This window comes from Hydrogenophaga aromaticivorans (assembly GCF_013387465.1).
Classification (GTDB): Bacteria; Pseudomonadota; Gammaproteobacteria; order Burkholderiales; family Burkholderiaceae_C; genus Hydrogenophaga; species Hydrogenophaga aromaticivorans.
The window spans coordinates 59,224-75,526 of record NZ_VYGV01000012.1 but is presented as its reverse complement, the minus strand read 5'-3'; the positions used below and the strand labels follow the sequence as shown (position 1 = coordinate 75,526).

Annotated in this window: 18 protein-coding genes; 13 read left to right on the top strand and 5 right to left on the bottom strand. The window is 63.4% G+C overall.

Annotation, left to right across the window (positions count from 1 at the left end):
- Positions 1-7: 7 nt before the first annotated feature.
- On the top strand, positions 8-514 hold the full coding sequence (locus F3K02_RS13760; RefSeq protein ID WP_177136191.1) for a MaoC/PaaZ C-terminal domain-containing protein: 507 nt from the start codon (positions 8-10) through the stop codon (positions 512-514).
- Positions 515-925: 411 nt separating this feature from the next.
- Here the strand turns inward: F3K02_RS13760 and F3K02_RS13755 are convergent, their stop codons facing one another.
- The gene (locus F3K02_RS13755) at positions 926-1,813 is read right to left on the bottom strand and encodes a LysR substrate-binding domain-containing protein (protein ID WP_177136190.1); all 888 of its coding nucleotides are present in this window, start codon (positions 1,811-1,813) and stop codon (positions 926-928) included.
- A 188-nt stretch (positions 1,814-2,001) separates the two neighbouring features.
- Here F3K02_RS13755 and F3K02_RS13750 point away from each other — a divergent pair, with 188 nt between their 5' ends.
- From F3K02_RS13750 to F3K02_RS13725, 6 genes are all read left to right on the top strand, one after another.
- Positions 2,002-2,751, top strand: coding sequence for an SDR family NAD(P)-dependent oxidoreductase (locus F3K02_RS13750; protein ID WP_177136189.1), 750 nt, complete (start codon positions 2,002-2,004; stop codon positions 2,749-2,751).
- A 39-nt stretch (positions 2,752-2,790) separates the two neighbouring features.
- Entirely contained in the window at positions 2,791-3,783 is a 993-nt protein-coding gene (locus F3K02_RS13745) for a TRAP transporter substrate-binding protein (protein WP_177136188.1), read from the top strand.
- 77 nt (positions 3,784-3,860) lie between these two features.
- Complete coding sequence (locus tag F3K02_RS13740; RefSeq protein WP_177136187.1) at positions 3,861-4,385, top strand: TRAP transporter small permease; 525 nt, start codon at positions 3,861-3,863, stop codon at positions 4,383-4,385.
- 17 nt (positions 4,386-4,402) lie between these two features.
- Positions 4,403-5,662, top strand: a complete 1,260-nt coding sequence (locus F3K02_RS13735) for a TRAP transporter large permease (protein ID WP_177136186.1) — start codon at positions 4,403-4,405, stop codon at positions 5,660-5,662.
- Between the two features lie 29 nt (positions 5,663-5,691).
- Positions 5,692-6,546, top strand: a complete 855-nt coding sequence (locus tag F3K02_RS13730) for a transketolase (protein WP_177136185.1) — start codon at positions 5,692-5,694, stop codon at positions 6,544-6,546.
- Entirely contained in the window at positions 6,543-7,547 is a 1,005-nt protein-coding gene (locus F3K02_RS13725; protein ID WP_177136184.1) for a transketolase family protein, read from the top strand. Before F3K02_RS13730 ends, F3K02_RS13725 begins: the two co-directional genes overlap by 4 nt.
- Before the next feature lie 15 nt (positions 7,548-7,562).
- Here the strand turns inward: F3K02_RS13725 and F3K02_RS13720 are convergent, their stop codons facing one another.
- Positions 7,563-8,459, bottom strand: a complete 897-nt coding sequence (locus F3K02_RS13720; RefSeq protein WP_177136183.1) for a LysR family transcriptional regulator ArgP — start codon at positions 8,457-8,459, stop codon at positions 7,563-7,565.
- 73 nt (positions 8,460-8,532) lie between these two features.
- Between F3K02_RS13720 and F3K02_RS13715 the strand changes: the two genes are divergently transcribed.
- The 5 genes from F3K02_RS13715 (at position 8,533) to F3K02_RS13695 (ending at position 12,852) form a co-directional block, all read left to right on the top strand.
- Entirely contained in the window at positions 8,533-9,177 is a 645-nt protein-coding gene (locus F3K02_RS13715; RefSeq protein WP_177136182.1) for a LysE/ArgO family amino acid transporter, read from the top strand.
- A 9-nt stretch (positions 9,178-9,186) separates the two neighbouring features.
- A complete protein-coding gene (locus F3K02_RS13710; RefSeq protein WP_177136181.1) occupies positions 9,187-9,837 on the top strand; it encodes an FMN-binding negative transcriptional regulator in 651 nt (216 codons plus the stop codon).
- A 73-nt stretch (positions 9,838-9,910) separates the two neighbouring features.
- Entirely contained in the window at positions 9,911-10,597 is a 687-nt protein-coding gene (locus F3K02_RS13705) for an FMN-binding negative transcriptional regulator (protein ID WP_177136180.1), read from the top strand.
- A gap of 718 nt (positions 10,598-11,315) precedes the next feature.
- Entirely contained in the window at positions 11,316-12,011 is a 696-nt protein-coding gene (locus F3K02_RS13700) for an abortive infection family protein (RefSeq protein ID WP_218179462.1), read from the top strand.
- 1 nt (position 12,012) lies between these two features.
- The gene (locus tag F3K02_RS13695) at positions 12,013-12,852 is read left to right on the top strand and encodes a DUF5677 domain-containing protein (RefSeq protein ID WP_177136178.1); all 840 of its coding nucleotides are present in this window, start codon (positions 12,013-12,015) and stop codon (positions 12,850-12,852) included.
- A gap of 29 nt (positions 12,853-12,881) precedes the next feature.
- On the opposite strand, the gene F3K02_RS13690 is transcribed toward F3K02_RS13695, so the two are convergent.
- Positions 12,882-13,538 carry a hypothetical protein gene (locus F3K02_RS13690; protein ID WP_177136177.1) on the bottom strand — a complete coding sequence of 219 codons (657 nt, stop codon included), beginning with the start codon at positions 13,536-13,538 and terminating at the stop codon, positions 12,882-12,884.
- Between the two features lie 343 nt (positions 13,539-13,881).
- On the opposite strand from F3K02_RS13690, the gene F3K02_RS13685 reads away from it, so the two are divergent.
- Positions 13,882-14,412 carry a CBS domain-containing protein gene (locus F3K02_RS13685; protein ID WP_177136176.1) on the top strand — a complete coding sequence of 177 codons (531 nt, stop codon included), beginning with the start codon at positions 13,882-13,884 and terminating at the stop codon, positions 14,410-14,412.
- 595 nt (positions 14,413-15,007) lie between these two features.
- Here the strand turns inward: F3K02_RS13685 and F3K02_RS13680 are convergent.
- Together F3K02_RS13680 and F3K02_RS27510 are read right to left on the bottom strand one after the other, a co-directional pair.
- Positions 15,008-15,826: an alpha/beta fold hydrolase gene (locus F3K02_RS13680; RefSeq protein ID WP_246309468.1), complete on the bottom strand. Its 819-nt coding sequence runs from the start codon at positions 15,824-15,826 to the stop codon at positions 15,008-15,010.
- Positions 15,827-15,870: 44 nt separating this feature from the next.
- The gene (locus F3K02_RS27510) at positions 15,871-16,149 is read right to left on the bottom strand and encodes a transposase (RefSeq protein ID WP_177136175.1); all 279 of its coding nucleotides are present in this window, start codon (positions 16,147-16,149) and stop codon (positions 15,871-15,873) included.
- Between the last annotated feature and the right edge of the window lie 154 nt (positions 16,150-16,303).

Genomic DNA, 16,303 nt, shown 5'->3' with positions numbered 1-16,303 from the left:
CACGGCCATGACCGCATTTCTTATGACCAGCGCTGGACAGGACGACGCCAACACACGACGTGCGCAGCCTGCTGCTCTGTACTTTGAAGACATGGAGCCAGGCCGCTGCCTGAGTAGTCCAGCCCACCGCATCGATCGGATCGAATTGGTGGCGTTCGCCAAAGTCTGGGACCCGCTCCCTTTTCATGTTGATGAGCAAGCGGGTATCCAGGCGTTTGGCAGTCTCACGGCGCCAGGCCTCTACATGCTGGCGGTGAAGCAGCGGTTGATCCACCAACTGCCAACGATGGCGGTCATTGCGTCACTCGGCTACGACGAAGTGCGGTTCATTGCCCCCTTGCGGCCGGACGACACCGTGGTGCTCAGGCTGGAATGGGTGAATCGGCGGATCTCCGAATCGAAGCCGGATCGGGGCATCGTGACGGTCAGGTTTTCGCTGATCAATCAACATGGGGAAACGGTCATGAGCCATCTCGACACGATCCTGGTTCGGCGTCGGGAGTTGAAGGTGTGAGTGAGAAATCAAACTGAAACGGATGATCAGGTTGCAAGTTGAAAGACGACTCCGGATTTGATGCGACAAATCGTCCAATGTGTGAGCTGTCGTTTGCGATCCTTGAGCCGGCCTTCCTAGTCGAGCGACCGATCCAGGTGTTTGGGCGGTCGTTCGAATTTCAGCGCAGTGAACGACCGGTTGCGGTGCCGACACAAGACTACGTGTTCGTATCCGAGTGACCGCACGCAGCCGAGGCTGTGTAAAAACCCATCGCGGCCGACGCCAGTTCAAAAGACGGCCTCTCAGATTGGCCCAGGTTGCGTTTTTGTGAGTTTGCCAAAGGGTGGGGACTCCTGAAAAAGGACTCATCAGAGGTTTCACGCAGCTTCAGCCTAACGCGGTCATTGATGCCGGTGTCTGGAAGGACTCCTATCCGGTCTTTGCCGCCTCACCGTGCAGCCACGACAGAAAGGCTTCGACCGCCGGGCGTTTGGCATGCCGCTCCGGGTACACCGCAAAGTGCGCCTTCACGCGAACCGCCTGCTCCATGCCGAACACCGCCTTGAGCTTGCCGCCGGCCAGGTGTCCGCCCGCGTTCATGGCGCTCTCCAGCGCCACGCCCAGGCCTTGCGTGGCCGCGTCCAGCGACATCTGCGCGCGGTCGAAGCGCAAAGAAAAGCGGTCGGGCGCACGCAGCTTCGTGAATCGGCCAAACCAGTCCGACCACTGCACGATACTCACATTGCTCTGGATCAGCGGCACCTCCAGCAACTGCTCGACCCGCTTTAGCTTGTGCTGCTTGATGAAGGCCGGGCTGGCCAGGGGCACGATGGACTCCAAGAACAAGGGCTCCACCACCAGATCCCCCCACTGCGGGATGCCGTAGCGGATGTCGATGTCCGCCTGGCCGAGCGCGAAGTCGCTGGGCGTGTGGGCGGCCGAGAGGTTCAGCGAAATATCGGGGTAGGCCGATGCGAAGTGGTGCAGGCGCGGCATCAGCCAGAGGCTGGCGATGCTGGGGGCCGAGTGCACGTACAGGCTGTTGCGGATGCCCTGGCGCAGGTCGTCGGTGGCGGTGGTGATGGCCGACAGCGCGGCGCCCACGTGCAACAGGTAGTGCTCGCCCGCAGGGCTCAGGCGCACACCGTGCGCGCTGCGCTCGAACAGACGGATGTCGAGCATGGCTTCGAGCCGCGCCACCTGGTGGCTGATCGCCGATGCGGTGAGGTGCAGCTCGGCCGCGGCCAGTGCAAAACTACGGCGCCGCGCCACGGCCTCGAACGCCTGAAGGTTGGCAATGGGGGGCAATGCGGCCATGGGGTCAACCCTGCTGTTAGATGACGGTTTGTCATCTTACGCTGACATTTAATCGCTTGTCATCACCTTGGACGGCTTTCAGAATCCACTCCCAGAACAGGAGACAAGGCACACCCAGTGCCACCACCCACAAGTCCCACCGGGCGGTGCGTCTCCTGATTTTGTTCAACCCACAGGAGACAAGACACATGCTGCTCAAAGACCAGGTTGCCATCATCACCGGCGGTGCCGGCGTCAATGGCCTCGGCTTCGCCACCGCCCGCCTGATGGCCGCACAGGGCGCCAAGGTCGCCATCCTCGATCTCGAACGCGCCGACCCCGTCGCAGCTGCGGCCCAGCTGGGCGCGGGCCATATCGGCCTGGTGGCCGACGTGACCGACAAGGCCTCGTGCGAAGCCGCCGCCGCCGCCGTGCTCAAGGCCTTCGGCCGCATCGACACGCTGGTGAACAACGCCGGCATCACCCAACCGGTGAAGACGCTGGAGATCACCGGCGCCGACTACGACCGCATCCTCGACGTGAGCCTGCGCGGCACGCTCTACATGTCGCAGGCCGTACTGCCCACCATGCGCTCGCAGCAGAGCGGTTCCATCGTCTGCATCTCGTCGGTGTCGGCGCAGCGCGGCGGCGGCATCCTCGGCGGCCCGCACTACTCGGCCGCCAAGGCCGGCGTGCTCGGCCTGGCCCGCGCCATGGCGCGCGAGTTCGGCCCTGAAAACATCCGCATCAACTGCATCACGCCCGGCCTGATCGGCACCGACATCATCAAGGGCAAGCTCACCGAAGAGAAAAAGGCCGAGATCGCCGAGACCATCCCGCTGGCCCGCCTGGGCCGCGCCGACGACATCGCAGGTGCCTGTGTGTTCCTGGCCAGCCCACTCTCGACCTACTGCACCGGCATCACGCTCGACGTGAACGGCGGCATGCTGATTCACTGAATTTTTTCGTTCCCACCACAAACCGACTGGAGACAAACCATGCAACGCAAAACCTTCACCCGCACCCTGCTCGCCGCCTGCGCCCTGGCCGCGGCCTTGCCCCTGGCCGCTCAGGCCCAGGCCACGAAACTGACCCTCGGACACGGAGCCGCTGTTGGCAACCCGCGCCACGAAGCCGCCGTCAAATTCGCCGAGGTGGTCAAGGCCAAGAGCGCTGGCCGTATCGAGGTGCAGGTAGCACCCTCGGGCCAGCTCGGCGACGACGCCGCCATGGTCACCGCCGTGCGCACCGGCGCGCTGGACATTACGGCCAACTCGCAAGGCGCCCTGTCGGTGGCCGTACCCGAGTACGCCGCCTACGGCATGCCCTTCATGTTCTCCACGCCGGCACAGGCCTTCAAGGTGCTCGACGGCCCGCTGGGCCAGGAGCTGGCGCAGAAGTCGGCCGACAAGGGCATGGTGGTGCTGGGCTACTGGGACAACGGCATCCGCCACATGACCAACAGCAAGCGCCCGATCAGCAAGGTCGAGGACATGAAGGGCCTGAAGATGCGCACCCCGCCCGACGCGGTGCTGGTGGACATCATGCAGGCGCTGGGTGCCGAGGCGCAGCAGATCAAGTTCGCCGAGCTGTACGTCGCGCTGCAACAGGGCGTGGTGGACGGCCAGGAGAACCCGCTGGTGAACATCCACGCCAGCAAGCTGTACGAAGTGCAGAAGCACCTGGCGCTGACCAGCCACATGTTCCAGATGACGCCCTTTTTGATGAGCAAGCGCACCTGGGACCGGCTGTCTGACATGGACAAGAAGGCCGTGCAGGAAGCCGCCACCGAGGCGACCGCGCTGCAGCGCAAGCTCTCGGCCGACGCCGACGCCAAGCTGCTGGACGACCTCAAGGCCAAGGGCGTGCAAGTGACCACGGTGGACAAGGCGGTCTTTGCCAAGGCCACCAGCGCCGTGGACGACAAGTGGGTCGCCTCGCCCATCGGCGCCTACGTCAAGAAGGTGATCGCGGCGGCCCGTGCCCTCTGACCGTCACCGTCCGATACACCTGATGACGTCGGTTCGTGCCCTGTTTGGGGTACGGGCCGGCGCCCTGGAGACATCCCATGCAAACCCTGCAACGAAATCCCCTGGAACGCGCCATCGTGGCCGTCTGCAGCCTGGTGCTGTGGCTGACCACGGCCGTGATCTTCCTGATCCTCACGGCCAATACCGTGCTGCGCTACGTCAGCGGGTCGAGCCTGCAGTGGGCCAATGAATTGCCCGAACTGCTGTTCCCCTGGCTGGTGATGGCTGGCGTGGTGATGGCCGCCGAAAAAGGCGCGCACATCGCCACGGTGTTCCTGGTGGAGGCGGTGCCGCCCGCCGCCCGTCGCGTCATTGGCGTGCTCGGCTGGCTGGTCGTGGCCGGTTTGTACGCCACCCTGGCCTGGGCCACGTTGTCCATGCTGGAGATCGTGCACGACGAGAAGTCGCCGATTTTGCAGGTGCCGGGGTCGGTCACCTACGGCTGTGTCATGGGCGGCATGGTGATGCTGGCGCTGCTGGCCGCGCAGTCGGCCTGGCGCGTTTTCCAGTCCGACGGCGCCCTCCCGGCTGCGTCGATTGACCCCCAGGAAGTTCACTGGTAACCCGCCCGGAGCCCATCATGAGCGCACTCATTCTTTTTGTCTTCCTGTGTGGCGCCGTCGCGGCGGTGCCCATCGCACACGCCCTGCTGATCGCGGCCATGGCGGCGGCTGCCACCAGCGACCGCATCCCGCTGGACCTGCTGGTGCAGCAGATGGTGGCGCAGGTGCAGAGCTTTCCGCTGATCGCCATTCCCTTCTTCATGCTCACCGGTGCGCTGATGATGGGTGGCCGCCTAGGCCAGGCCATCATCGGTGTGCTGACCGCCACCGTCGGCCGCTGGCATGGCGGCCCGGCGCAGGTCAACGTGTTGTCGTCCACGATGTTCGGCGGTGTTTCCGGCTCTGCCGTGGCCGACGCCTCGGCCATCGGCGCGCTGGTCATGCCCTGGCACCGCAAACTGCGCTACCCGATGGCGTTTTCGGCCGCCTCGCTGGCTTCGGCGGCCACCATCGACATCATCATCCCGCCTTCGATTCCGCTGATCCTGTTCGCGCTGAGCGCCAATGCGTCGATCGCGGCGCTGTTCTACGCCGGCGTTCTGCCCGGTCTGCTGCTGTGCGGCGGTTTCATGTTCGCCTGCTGGTGGGTGGGCAAGCGGCGCAACCTGCCGCGTGAGACCGCTCCGCGCGACCGTGTGGCGTTCCGTCGCAACCTGTGGCACTCCGCCCCGGCCCTGGCGCTGCCCGTGCTGATCGTCATCTTCCTGCGCTTCGGCTTTGCCACACCGACCGAAGTGTCGATCCTCTCCACGTTGTACGCAGGCTTGGTCTCGGCCCTGATGTACCGCGACCTGAGCCTCAAGCGGCTGCACCACGCGGTGCTGGAAGCGGGCCTGGCCACCGGTGTGGTGCTGCTGGTGATCATGGCCTCGGCCGCCATCGGCTGGTTGCTGACCTTCGACCAGATGCCCCAGCACATCGCACAGTGGGTGCAGGAGAACGTGAGCGCCAAATGGATGGTGATCCTGCTGATGAACCTGATGATGCTGTTCATCGGCATGTTCCTGGACCTGCCGGCTGCCGTGCTGTTGCTCACCCCCGTGTTCCTCCCGCTGGCCCAGAGCATCGGCATGGACCCGGTCCAGCTCGGCATCATGATGGTGGTCAATCTCGCCGTCGGCCTGTACACGCCGCCGGTGGGCACCACGCTGTTCATCACCAGCGCGCTGGCCCGGGTGAAGGTGGGCGAAACCGTGCGCGCCATGGGTCCTTTCTACCTCGTGGCCTTCCTCGTGCTCGCCATCGTGTCCTACGTGCCCGCATCCATCCTGCGCTGAGCACCCCTTTCCCTTTCAGGAGCATTTCCATGACGTCATCCGCTGACAAACTGCCTGCGCTCGCGCAGTGCGCCCACCGCATCCGCCGCTACGCCCTGCGCATGGGCGAAGTCCAGGGCCAGGGCTACATTGGCCAGGCCCTGGGCTGGGCCGACGTGCTCGCCGCTGCCTACGGCCACGCGCTCAACTTCAAACCCGAGGACCCCGAGTGGGAAGGCCGTGACCGCTTCCTGCTCTCGCACGGCCACTACGCCATCGCCCACTATGCCGCGCTGATCGAGGCGAAGATCATCCCGGAAGACGAACTCGAAACCTACGGCAGCGACGACAGCCGCCTGCCCATGTCGGGCATGGCCACCTACACGCCGGGCATGGAGATGTCGGGTGGTTCGCTGGGCCAGGGCCTGGTCATCGGCGTGGGCATGGCGCTGGGCCTGAAGCAGAAGAAGAACCCGGCCTTCGTCTACAACTCCATGAGCGACGGAGAGCTCGACGAGGGCTCGACCTGGGAGGCCGCCATGTCGGCCGCGCACCACCAACTGGACAACCTGATCTGTCTGGTCGACATCAACAACCAGCAGGCCGACGGCCCCTCCAGCAAGGTGTTGGGCTTCGAGCCGCTGGCCGACAAGTGGCTGGCCTTTGGCTGGCACGTGCAGCGCATCGACGGCAACGACCTGGCTGCCGTGCTCGCCGCCTTTGACACCGCGCGCAACCTGAAGGAAGCCAAACCGCGCGTGATCCTGTTCAACACGCTGATGGGCAAGGGCGTTCCATTCCTCGAAACACGCGACAAGAACCACTTCATCCGCGTGGACCCGCCCGAGTGGCAGCAGGCCCTCGCCATCCTTGACCAATCCGCGCCCGAAGGAGCATCCGCATGAACACCGTCGTCGAAAAGAAACCGCGCCTGACCACCTCCGCCATGATCGCCTCCATTGCAGGCGAAGGCCAGCGCGTGAAGACCGCACCGTTCGGCAAGGCCCTGGTCGAGCTGGCCGCCAGCCGCCCCGAGATCGTGGGCATGACCGCCGACCTGGCCAAATACACCGACCTGCACCTGTTCGCGCAGGCCTACCCCGAGCGCTTCTACCAGATGGGCATGGCCGAGCAACTGCTCATGGGCGCTGCCGGGGGCATGGCCAAGGAAGGGCTGATCCCCTTCGCCACCACCTACGCGGTGTTCGGCACGCGCCGCGCCTACGACTTCATCCACCAGGTGATTGCCGAAGAAAACCTCAACGTGAAGATGTGCCTGGCCCTGCCCGGTTTGACCACCGGCTACGGCCCCAGCCACCAGGCCACGGAAGACATCGCCATGATGCGCGGCATCCCCGGCCTGACCATCATCGACCCCTGCGATGCGCTGGACATCGAACAGGCGGTGCCGCAGATGGCCGCGCACAACGGACCGGTCTACATGCGCCTGCTGCGCGGCAACGTGCCCCTGGTGCTGGACGAGTACGACTACAGCTTCGAGCTGGGCAAGGCCAAGCGCCTGGTGGACGGTGACGAGGTGCTCATCATCTCCAGCGGCTTCATGACCATGCGCGCGCTCGAAGTGGCGCAGGCACTCAAGGCAGACAACATCGGCGTGGCCGTGCTGCACTGCCCAACCATCAAGCCGCTGGACGAAGTGACCATCCTGGCCGAGGTGCTGCGCAAGCCGCGCCTGGTGGTGGTGGCCGAGAACCACTCGGTGGTGGGCGGCCTGGGCGAAGCCGTGGCCAGCAGCCTGCTGCAGAACGGCGTGGCACCCGCGCGCTTCCGCCTGGCGGGCCTGCCCGACGCTTACCTGGACGCGGGCGCCCTGCCCACGCTGCACGACCGTTACGGCATCAGCACCGAAGCGCTGTCTGGCCGCGTGAAGGCCTGGCTGGGCTGACACCCGACAGGTGGCTCACAGCGGCAACAACGCGCGCTGCGCCGCCGCCAGCATCTGCCGCGTCAGCCCGTCCAGCAGGCCCGAAGCCGCTCGCGCCGTCTGCCAGTGCAACGGCACGTCCAGCGTCTGGCCGGGCACCAGTTCCACCAGCGAACCGTCCGCCAGGTGCGGCGCGATCAGCGCCTCGGGGTGCAGGCCCCAGCCCATGCCGGCGAGCCCCGCGGTCACGAAGGCCTGCGACGACGGCAGGCTGTGCCGGGGCAACTCCACATGCCGGTGGCACAGGCGCCGCACCCAGCGCGCCTGCAGTTCGTCCTTGGTGTTGAACACCAGGCTGGGCGCTTGCGCCAGGCTGCCCGCACCCACCCCTTCCCCGAAAAAGCGCGCCACAAACGCTGGACTTGCCGCCGCGACGTAGCGCATCGCGCCCAGCGGCTGGCTGTTGCAGCCGGCGGCCGGTCGGGCGGTACCGGTCACGGCGGCGAGCACGGCGCCGGTGCGCAGCCACTCACCGGTGTGGTCCTGGTCGTCCACACTGACTTCCATCAACACCGGCGCCTGCTCGGCGAACGCGGCCAGCGCGGGCGCGAACCAGGTGGCCAGGCTGTCGGCGTTGACCGCCACCGGCAGTACCACGCGCGTTCCGACCTCGGGCGCTAGCGCCGGCAGCGCGTCGTGCAATTCCCGCTCCAGCAGGCGCACGCGGTCCATGTGCTGGCACATGCGCCGGCCCGTGTCGGTCGGCAGGCAAGGCTGTCCGCGCACCACCAGCGCGCAACCCACCCGCTCTTCCAGCAGGCGCACGCGCTGCGAAATGGCCGAAGGCGTCACGTGCAGCGCGCGGGCCGCGCGTTCGAAGCTGCCTTCGCGCACCACGGCGGCCAGGGCATGAAGGGCGGCGTAGTCGAGCATTGATGCAGTTTTCCTTAATCTAATGAAGCAAAGACAGTTTGTCTTCATCTGACAAGACTGGCAAGCTCGGCGCATGACTTCTGTTTCCACTTCACAAGTGTTCCCTGTCTTCGTCCAGGGTCTGGTCCTGAGCCTGGGCCTCATCGTCGCCATTGGCGCGCAGAACGCCTTCGTGCTGCGCCAAGGCTTGCGGCGCGAGCACGTGGGCAGCGTGGTGCTGCTCTGCGCGCTGGCCGACGCGGTGTTGATCACCGCCGGCGTGCTGGGCATGGCCCAGGCGCTGGGCAGCCACCCTGCGCTGGCGCAGGCCATGGCGCTGGCCGGCGCAGCCTTCCTGGCCTGGTACGGCTGGCGGGCACTGCAGCGCGCGCGGACCGCGAGCCAGCTGCAGGCGGCCGAAGGCGGCACCGGCCTGAGCCACGGCGCCGCCCTCGCGCAAGCCGCCGCTTTCACGCTGCTCAACCCCCACGTGTACCTGGACACAGTGCTGCTGGTCGGCAGCATCGGCGCCCAACAACCGGCGGGGTTGCAGGGCTGGTTCGTGGCCGGTGCGAGCATCGCCAGCCTGGCCTGGTTCAGCGCGCTGGGCTTTGGTGCGCGTTGGCTGGCACCGCTGTTCGCCCGGCCCCGCGCCTGGCAGGTGCTGGACGCGCTGATCGGCCTGACCATGTGGGTGTTGTCTGCCTTGCTCGTGCGCCATGCGCTGCAGAGCGCCTGAGGCCACCGCATGTACCTGCCCCCTTACCACCGCCTCGACGACCGGGACGCGCTCTGCGCGCTGATCGAGACCCACCCGCTGGGCACCTGGGTGTGCCAGGGCACTGGTGGCCTGATCGTGAACCACATCCCCTTCCTGCTGGACCGAGGCCAAGGCCCGCACGGCACGCTGCTGGGCCATGTGGCCCGAGCCAACCCGGTCTGGCGCACATGGTCAGCGGACACGCCGTGCGTGGTTGCGTTCCAGGGACCGCAAACCTACATCACGCCAGGCTGGTACCCGGGCAAGACCGAGCACGGCCGTGTCGTGCCCACCTGGAACTACACCGCCGCCCACGCGCACGGCGTGGCGAGGGTGTTCGACGATCGCGACGCGCTGCGGGCCCTGCTCAACCGGCTCACCGACGTGCACGAAGCCCCACAAGCAGCACCGTGGCGCGTGGCCGATGCGCCCGCGCCGTTCATTGACCAGTTGATGCGCGCCATCGTCGGCATCGAGATCCCCATTGACCGGCTCGAAGGCAAACTCAAGGCCAGCCAAGACGAAGCGTGGGCAGACCGGGAAGGCACCGTGAACGGGTTGCGCGCATGCCCCGGCGAGGCCGCGCAGGCCATGGCCGATCTGATCCAGAAAGCCCTGGACACCGACACCAAGCCCTGAGGACCTGCCGGACTTGCGCCATTCCGGCGCCCGTTGAAGAGATAAGACCTCTTTGCCGACCCCAACACCCGCCATGTACATTCCGACCGCCTTCGAAGAACACCGCCCCGGCGAACTGCAGCGCGTGCTGCGCGAACACCCGCTCGGCGCGCTCATCACGCAAGGCCCCCACGGCCTAGACGCCAACCACATTCCGTTTGAGCTGATTGAGACCACGGGCACCCATGGCACGCTGCGCGCCCACGTGGCGCGCGCCAACCCGGTGTGGCGAGAGGTGCCGGCGGACGGCGCTGACGTGCTCGTGATCTTCCAGGCCAGCGAGGCCTACATCTCGCCCAACTGGTACCCCAGCAAGCCCGAACACCACCGTCACGTACCGACCTGGAACTACCAGGTCGTGCACGCCCACGGCCGCCTGCGCGTGATGGACGACGAGCGTTTCGTGCGCGGGCTGGTGGCGCGCCTCACGCGCGAACACGAGCAGCGCTCGCAACAAGCCAAACCATGGACGATGGGCGACTCGGCACCCGATTTCATCAATGGCCTGCTGCAGGCCATCGTCGGCATTGAGATCGACGTCACCCGCCTAGTGGGCAAGTCCAAGCTCGGCCAGAACCGCGAAGTGCGCGACAGGTTGGGGGCTGCGGCGGGGGTGGCCGGACTGGGGAATGATGAGACGGCGGTAGCGATGCGCGGGGCTGGCGCCACATGCCCCGCTGTTGAGCTTGCAAACGTGCAAGCGCCAGTTTCGAATGTTTGAACCCCGAAAAGTACCGACATCGCAATAGGGCAGGCAGCTGTGCAGCGTTATGCACAGCACGCAGTTATGCACAGTTGGTCCGGCAGCGCGGCGTCGCCGCCCTCGCAACAGGGCTGCAGTCGCGTCTTTGAACTGCACGTAATCACAAGGTCTTGAGGAACTTCAACAGATCGTCGTCTGCCCGGAACCGCCGTGGGACCACATTGGGATTCCGAAGCCTGGCCAGTGCCTTCTCCTTCATGGCGATCTCCAGTTGTGAAATCGCCATCCTTGCGCCGGCCGCGAACTTATGTCCAGTTCAACGGCACCCTCATGGCAGTATGCCCAGGGAGATCGCGGCCTGCGGCCAGATCAAGCCAAGGAACTGTTCATAACCGCGTACTGTGCATAACGCTGCTTATGGAAAGCTCTCCATAAGCAGCGATTGCAGTAAGTCGGCGGCGATGCTCAAACTCACGTTTCCGGCCACATCGCGGTCATTCGTCAGCGATCGTGTGTTCTCTCCTCATGTCTGCTGGCACGATCTACGAAGCCATTTTTCCTTCCGAATCAGTCCGCCCTGCAGAGTGATCGGAATCTCATCTACCTGCGTGATTTCCAGTTTGAGGATGTTTTCGATGCTCGGCACGTGGGCGCTTCTGCATCAATCACAGAGAATGCTGGAATGGAGCACCGATTTGATGATCACTATACGGAGGCCGCGTCATTGCAAAACCTCATGGTCGCAATCGCTCAAGGCGGGCAAGAGGGCGAGGCTGACTATGTTCGACTTCGACAGGCCTTGATCGGCGACCCCACAATAGAGCCGCTTTTGCCCATCTTCGTGAAGACCTGCCGTACAAAGTTGCAGTTCTGGGGATACATCCAACCGATATCTAAGACGTACAAGGGAAGACGGGAGCACATTTACGGAGCGTTCCAGCGTCTGCTGGACTTTCTTGAGAGGGACGGTCGCGCTCCAGCTGACAAGAACGTTACTGGCGTGCTTGAGAAGTTCGACGCAGAGCACGTCCACGCCGCCTGGGCGAAAGCCTTGGAGCGTCGCACAGCTGATCCCGAAGGGGCAATCACTTCCGCTCGCACGCTCTTGGAATCGGTCTGCAAGCACATCCTGGACGAGGAAGAGGTCGCCTACGACGATAAGGACGACCTCCCAAAGCTTTATCGCAAAACGGCGGAGAAACTGAACATCGCTCCGTCACAGCACACGGAGGATGTGTTCAAGATGATCCTCGGCGGCTGTACTGCGGTAGTGGAGGGCCTCGGCACGCTGCGCAACCGGTTAAGCGACGCACACGGCAAGGGGAAGGTTGCTGCAAGGCCGCAGCCCCGACACGCGGAGCTGGCCGTGAACCTCTCAGGAGCGCTGACGCAATTTGTGCTGTCTACGTGGGAAGCTCGGAACGAGAGATAGCATGGACAAGCAGGTCGAACAACTGACGGAGCTTCGCACGATCATCGCTGGGCAGCAGGAACTACTTCGTATAGCGCTGCACCTTATGTCCGAGGGGCCAATTAAGTACGCAGACACTGAGCTGAAATGTGCACTGGCGGATGATCAAGTACGAGCCACAGCGGCGGTCGCAATGGGAGCGGGGCAGTCGATGAACACCATCATGAAGCTCTCTGAGGGCGAGGGCATTGTCGTCCGCGACCTATACCCGATAGCTCGCTCAGTGGTCGAAGGCTTCATCAACGCCGCATTCTTCGTCACGCAACCTGTCGAGGTTTCCCAGCGCGCTCTGGAGCACAGGCACTTCGCAGCATGGAAGCATCACAACCGCATCATCGGCACCGGGGACTTCATGATCGCGCTCGGTGTTCAGGACCCGAAAGCCAAAGCTGCAAAGCTGTTCCCTGACTTCGCTGAGAAGGGCAAGGAATCTTGGACTTCCTTGGATGCAGTGAGCCGAATCAACAAAATCGGTAAAGTCGTCAGCGCGTCGGGAGGTGCGTTGATGGGCGCTTATGGTGGCATCTATGCTGTGTCTTCGGAAGTCATTCACGGCTCAGTGTACGGAATGAGCTACTTCTTCTCGGTGCACAGAAAGGAAGAGTCTGTCGAGGCGTTCCGGGCGGCAACTATCGAACAGGTCATCGACATATTGATTGCTGTCTCGCATGCATCAAGCGGGTTTCTTTCAGCATTCGCGAATGTGCAGGAGCTAGGACAGTTCGTGTTGGCGGAACACGACATGTTCAAACGGCTTTTCAAGGTATCGACTGGAGACGATTGGGCCGGGCCTGACGACTAGCGAATCTTGCTGTGGCCGTTGTCGACGACTCAGTCTTTCCACATCAGGAAGAAGCGCATCAGCGAGTCCTCTGAATTGAACGTGAGTTTCGCTGTGTATGTCATGTGAGGCACATGATGGATGCCAGTCGCTTCGTCGTCGATAAACGCTCCGTACTTCACTTCTACGGTAGATTTGTGACCGTCCTTGACGTTATCCCGGCACCACATGAGAACCTCGAACAGCGCCGGATCGACGCGGTCCCTTGTGTTTATCGCAGTTCCAACGACCTCAAGTGTGTCCCCAGTCCGCTCCCAGCGTAACGCAGCCTTGTAGTTAGGGTAACTGCTCGGATCATGATCCGCGAGTTCTTCCGGACGCAGCACTGCGCCTGGGCCGTGGATATTCTTCGGTTCACCCTTGTCAAATTTGATCGTGAAGATGAACCCGCCGTTGGGACCACTTGCGACCATTTGCTGCACGACGCCAGCCCCGAAAATCCGGTGGACCACTCGGGAGCCCACCTTGATATCACTTTCACCTATAAGCTTGAGATCCACCTTGCCTGTTGGCGAAAACTGAGGCTCTTTGGCGGTGGCTGCATTTGTAGCGAGCGCGGTGGCCTCGGCTTCGGAGTCTGCAGCTATCTGAACCGGGATGATCTTGTGGTGAACGAGATCGACCTTCGCGTCATAGAACTTGGTCATTTTTCCTCCTGTGAGGCACACTCTATCAGGAGCCAAAGGGACAAGATGCGGCACTGAACCCTGACCGGCGGCTTGCAACGACAGCCGACACTCGCAAGATGGGCATGACCGACTGCAACCAGCCTTGAACCGACCTCTCCGACTGGAGGACGGGTGTGCAGCGTTTGGAGCCAGTCGCTGGCGGCGGGTGTACTCACGCTGACTAGTACCAAGCAGTCGAAGTGCCCAGCGTCCGGCGACGGTCCGAATGGCAACTGTAGAATGAACGCAATTTCAGGCCCTTCGAAAGGAGCAGGATGAGCCGTTCGATCACTCCGGTCAGCGGGTCATTCAGGAGAACTCCATGCAAGTCAGCCACATCTGCCGACGCGATGTCGTCACCATCGACGCGCAGCGCACGCTCATCGAGGCGGCGCGCATGATGCGCGATCACCACGTGGGCATGCTGGTCGTCACCTGCGCCAATGCCCAAGGCGAACAGGTGTGCGGCATCGTGACCGATCGCGACCTGGTCATCGACGCACTGGCCCGCACGCCGCTGGAGCTGGATGCTGAAGTGGGTGATCTGGCCCACGTGGACCTCACGCTGATCGCCGAAAGCGCCAGCCTTGACCAAGCGGTGACCGCAATGCAGGGCAGCGGCGTTCGCCGACTTCTGGTGACCGACAGTACGGACCGCCTCAGCGGCATCATTTCGCTGGACGATGTGATCGAAGCCTGCGCAGATCAGGTTGGTGGACTGGCCAGGATCATCCGCAGCGGCATGGACCGGGAGCTCGCTTCGCAAGCCCACACGGGCGAACCGGGTGAACCCCGCAGCCAGCCGGGCGCACCGATTGCCAGCCAGGGCATCTGGGCCCGGTCGGTGGGGTGACGCATCGCAGGTAAGAGGCATGCCGCGTTGTTACCCTCGCGCCTCACGCCTGAAGGTCTGCATATTGGTTGCGAACTTGCTTTGGATCTATATCGGCTACCTCTCCAGCGACGTGGTCGCGGTGGGAGTTTCGATCGTTGTGTTTTAGGCGCCCAACTTGGCCCGGAGTCGGTCCGCAACGAGTCGGGCACGACCTTTCACCTCGGGGGCGACGAGTCGTTCTCGGAGCGAGACCAGACAGGGTTGTATGGAGTGACCGGTTACGGAGGTGCTGCGGTCATTCGACGCTTCTATCCTCGAATGACAGCTGACCACGGTGGCCGAAATTCAGGCGTGTTGGATCACTGGCAGCAACCAACCTGCCCTGCCGCCCAAGTTGGTGGTCCCAGGGGTCGTTCATGGCCGGTAGTGTGAGATCGTGTCGGCTACAAGAAGCTGACCTTCTGCATGGTGGCCATGCTGGCCAACGTCACCTTGCTGCCACCCTTTGCGAAATCCGGTCCCGGCCACCAACGGCCCTTCACCTTGCTGGGCCGTCGGACTGCTTGAGGCTGAACTGGGTGTCCGCGCCAACCGAATTTTGACCCAATCAACATCAAGCATGCTCTTTGGCCATGTAGCGCTGCATGGCATCGATCACCAGCGCGGGGTGACTCATGTGGGCGGCGTGACCCGCCACGTCCATGACCTCCAAGGTGCTGCCCTTCAGTTGCTGGTTCAGATACTCACCCACCGCAAGGGGAACCAGGCTGTCTTCTTGGTGTTGAAGTATGAGGCAAGGGCGAGACACCTGGGGCAGGTCGGCCCGGTTGTCAGCAAAAAAGGTGGTTTGCGCAAATACCCGCATCGCGACCGGGTTGGTGGAGCAAAAACTGTCGGAAAGCTCACCAGCCAACGCTTCGCACTGCGCGGCACCCACCACCACGGACGATAGGTAATTGGCCCAGCCGATGTAATTCTGGTCCATGAGCGACAACAGACCTTGGATGTCGGCACGCTCGAAGCCTCCGGCATACTCAGGCGGATAGTTCAAAAAGCAGGGCGAGGGCCCCACCAATATCAGGCGATCAAACAAGTTAGGGCGTGCAATCGAAGCCAACAGTCCGACGTTGCAACTGGCAGAGTGGCCCACGAATGTGACGCCGCTCTGCAGCCCTTGCGCTTCGCACACGTCCAGAACGTCTTGCGCATAGCCGGCCAAGCTGCTGTAACGAACGGCGCTAAAGGCCGATAGCTGCGACTTGCCGCTTCCAACATAGTCAAACAAGACTTGGCGATGTGTGCCAGCGAAAGCGGGTGTGATGCGGCTCCAAATGGATTGGCTACAGCCAAGCCCATGGGCAAATAAAATCGTGGGCCCACTGTCTCCCAAGGTGTTGACGTTGTTGCGTTTGTTGACGTTCATGGTCTTCATATGAAATTCAGGGTGTTGAACGATTTCGCGGGTTGTTCAAGACTTCAGGCGTTCCGCAACAGGCCGTTGATGTGCGAATTTTCGCGGCATGGCGGCGCCCAGCGTTCACCACAAACCGCCACGAGCGCATGCATGTTCATATGGGCCTCGGTCAGCAGGTGCTGGGCCTCCGAGACCTGCATGCCGCCGAGCTTGGCGCGCCAACCGTAAAACGTCGAATTACTGAAGCCGCCGTTGCGGCACAACTCCTTGATCGGCATGCCAGCCTCTGCTTGCTTGAGGAAGCCGATGATCTGTTCTTCGGTGAGTCTGCTCTTCTTCATGTCCGTCATTCTCCTGATGGTTGACGGACCTCACTGACTTCAGCCTCGTCCGGCTGGCGGGGGGACGCAGATCAGATTAGCACCTTGAGCGGCACGTCGCTGTTGAATGGCCGCTGCTGGCCGGAAGGCCTCGAAGATCCGGTCGCATTGGCGG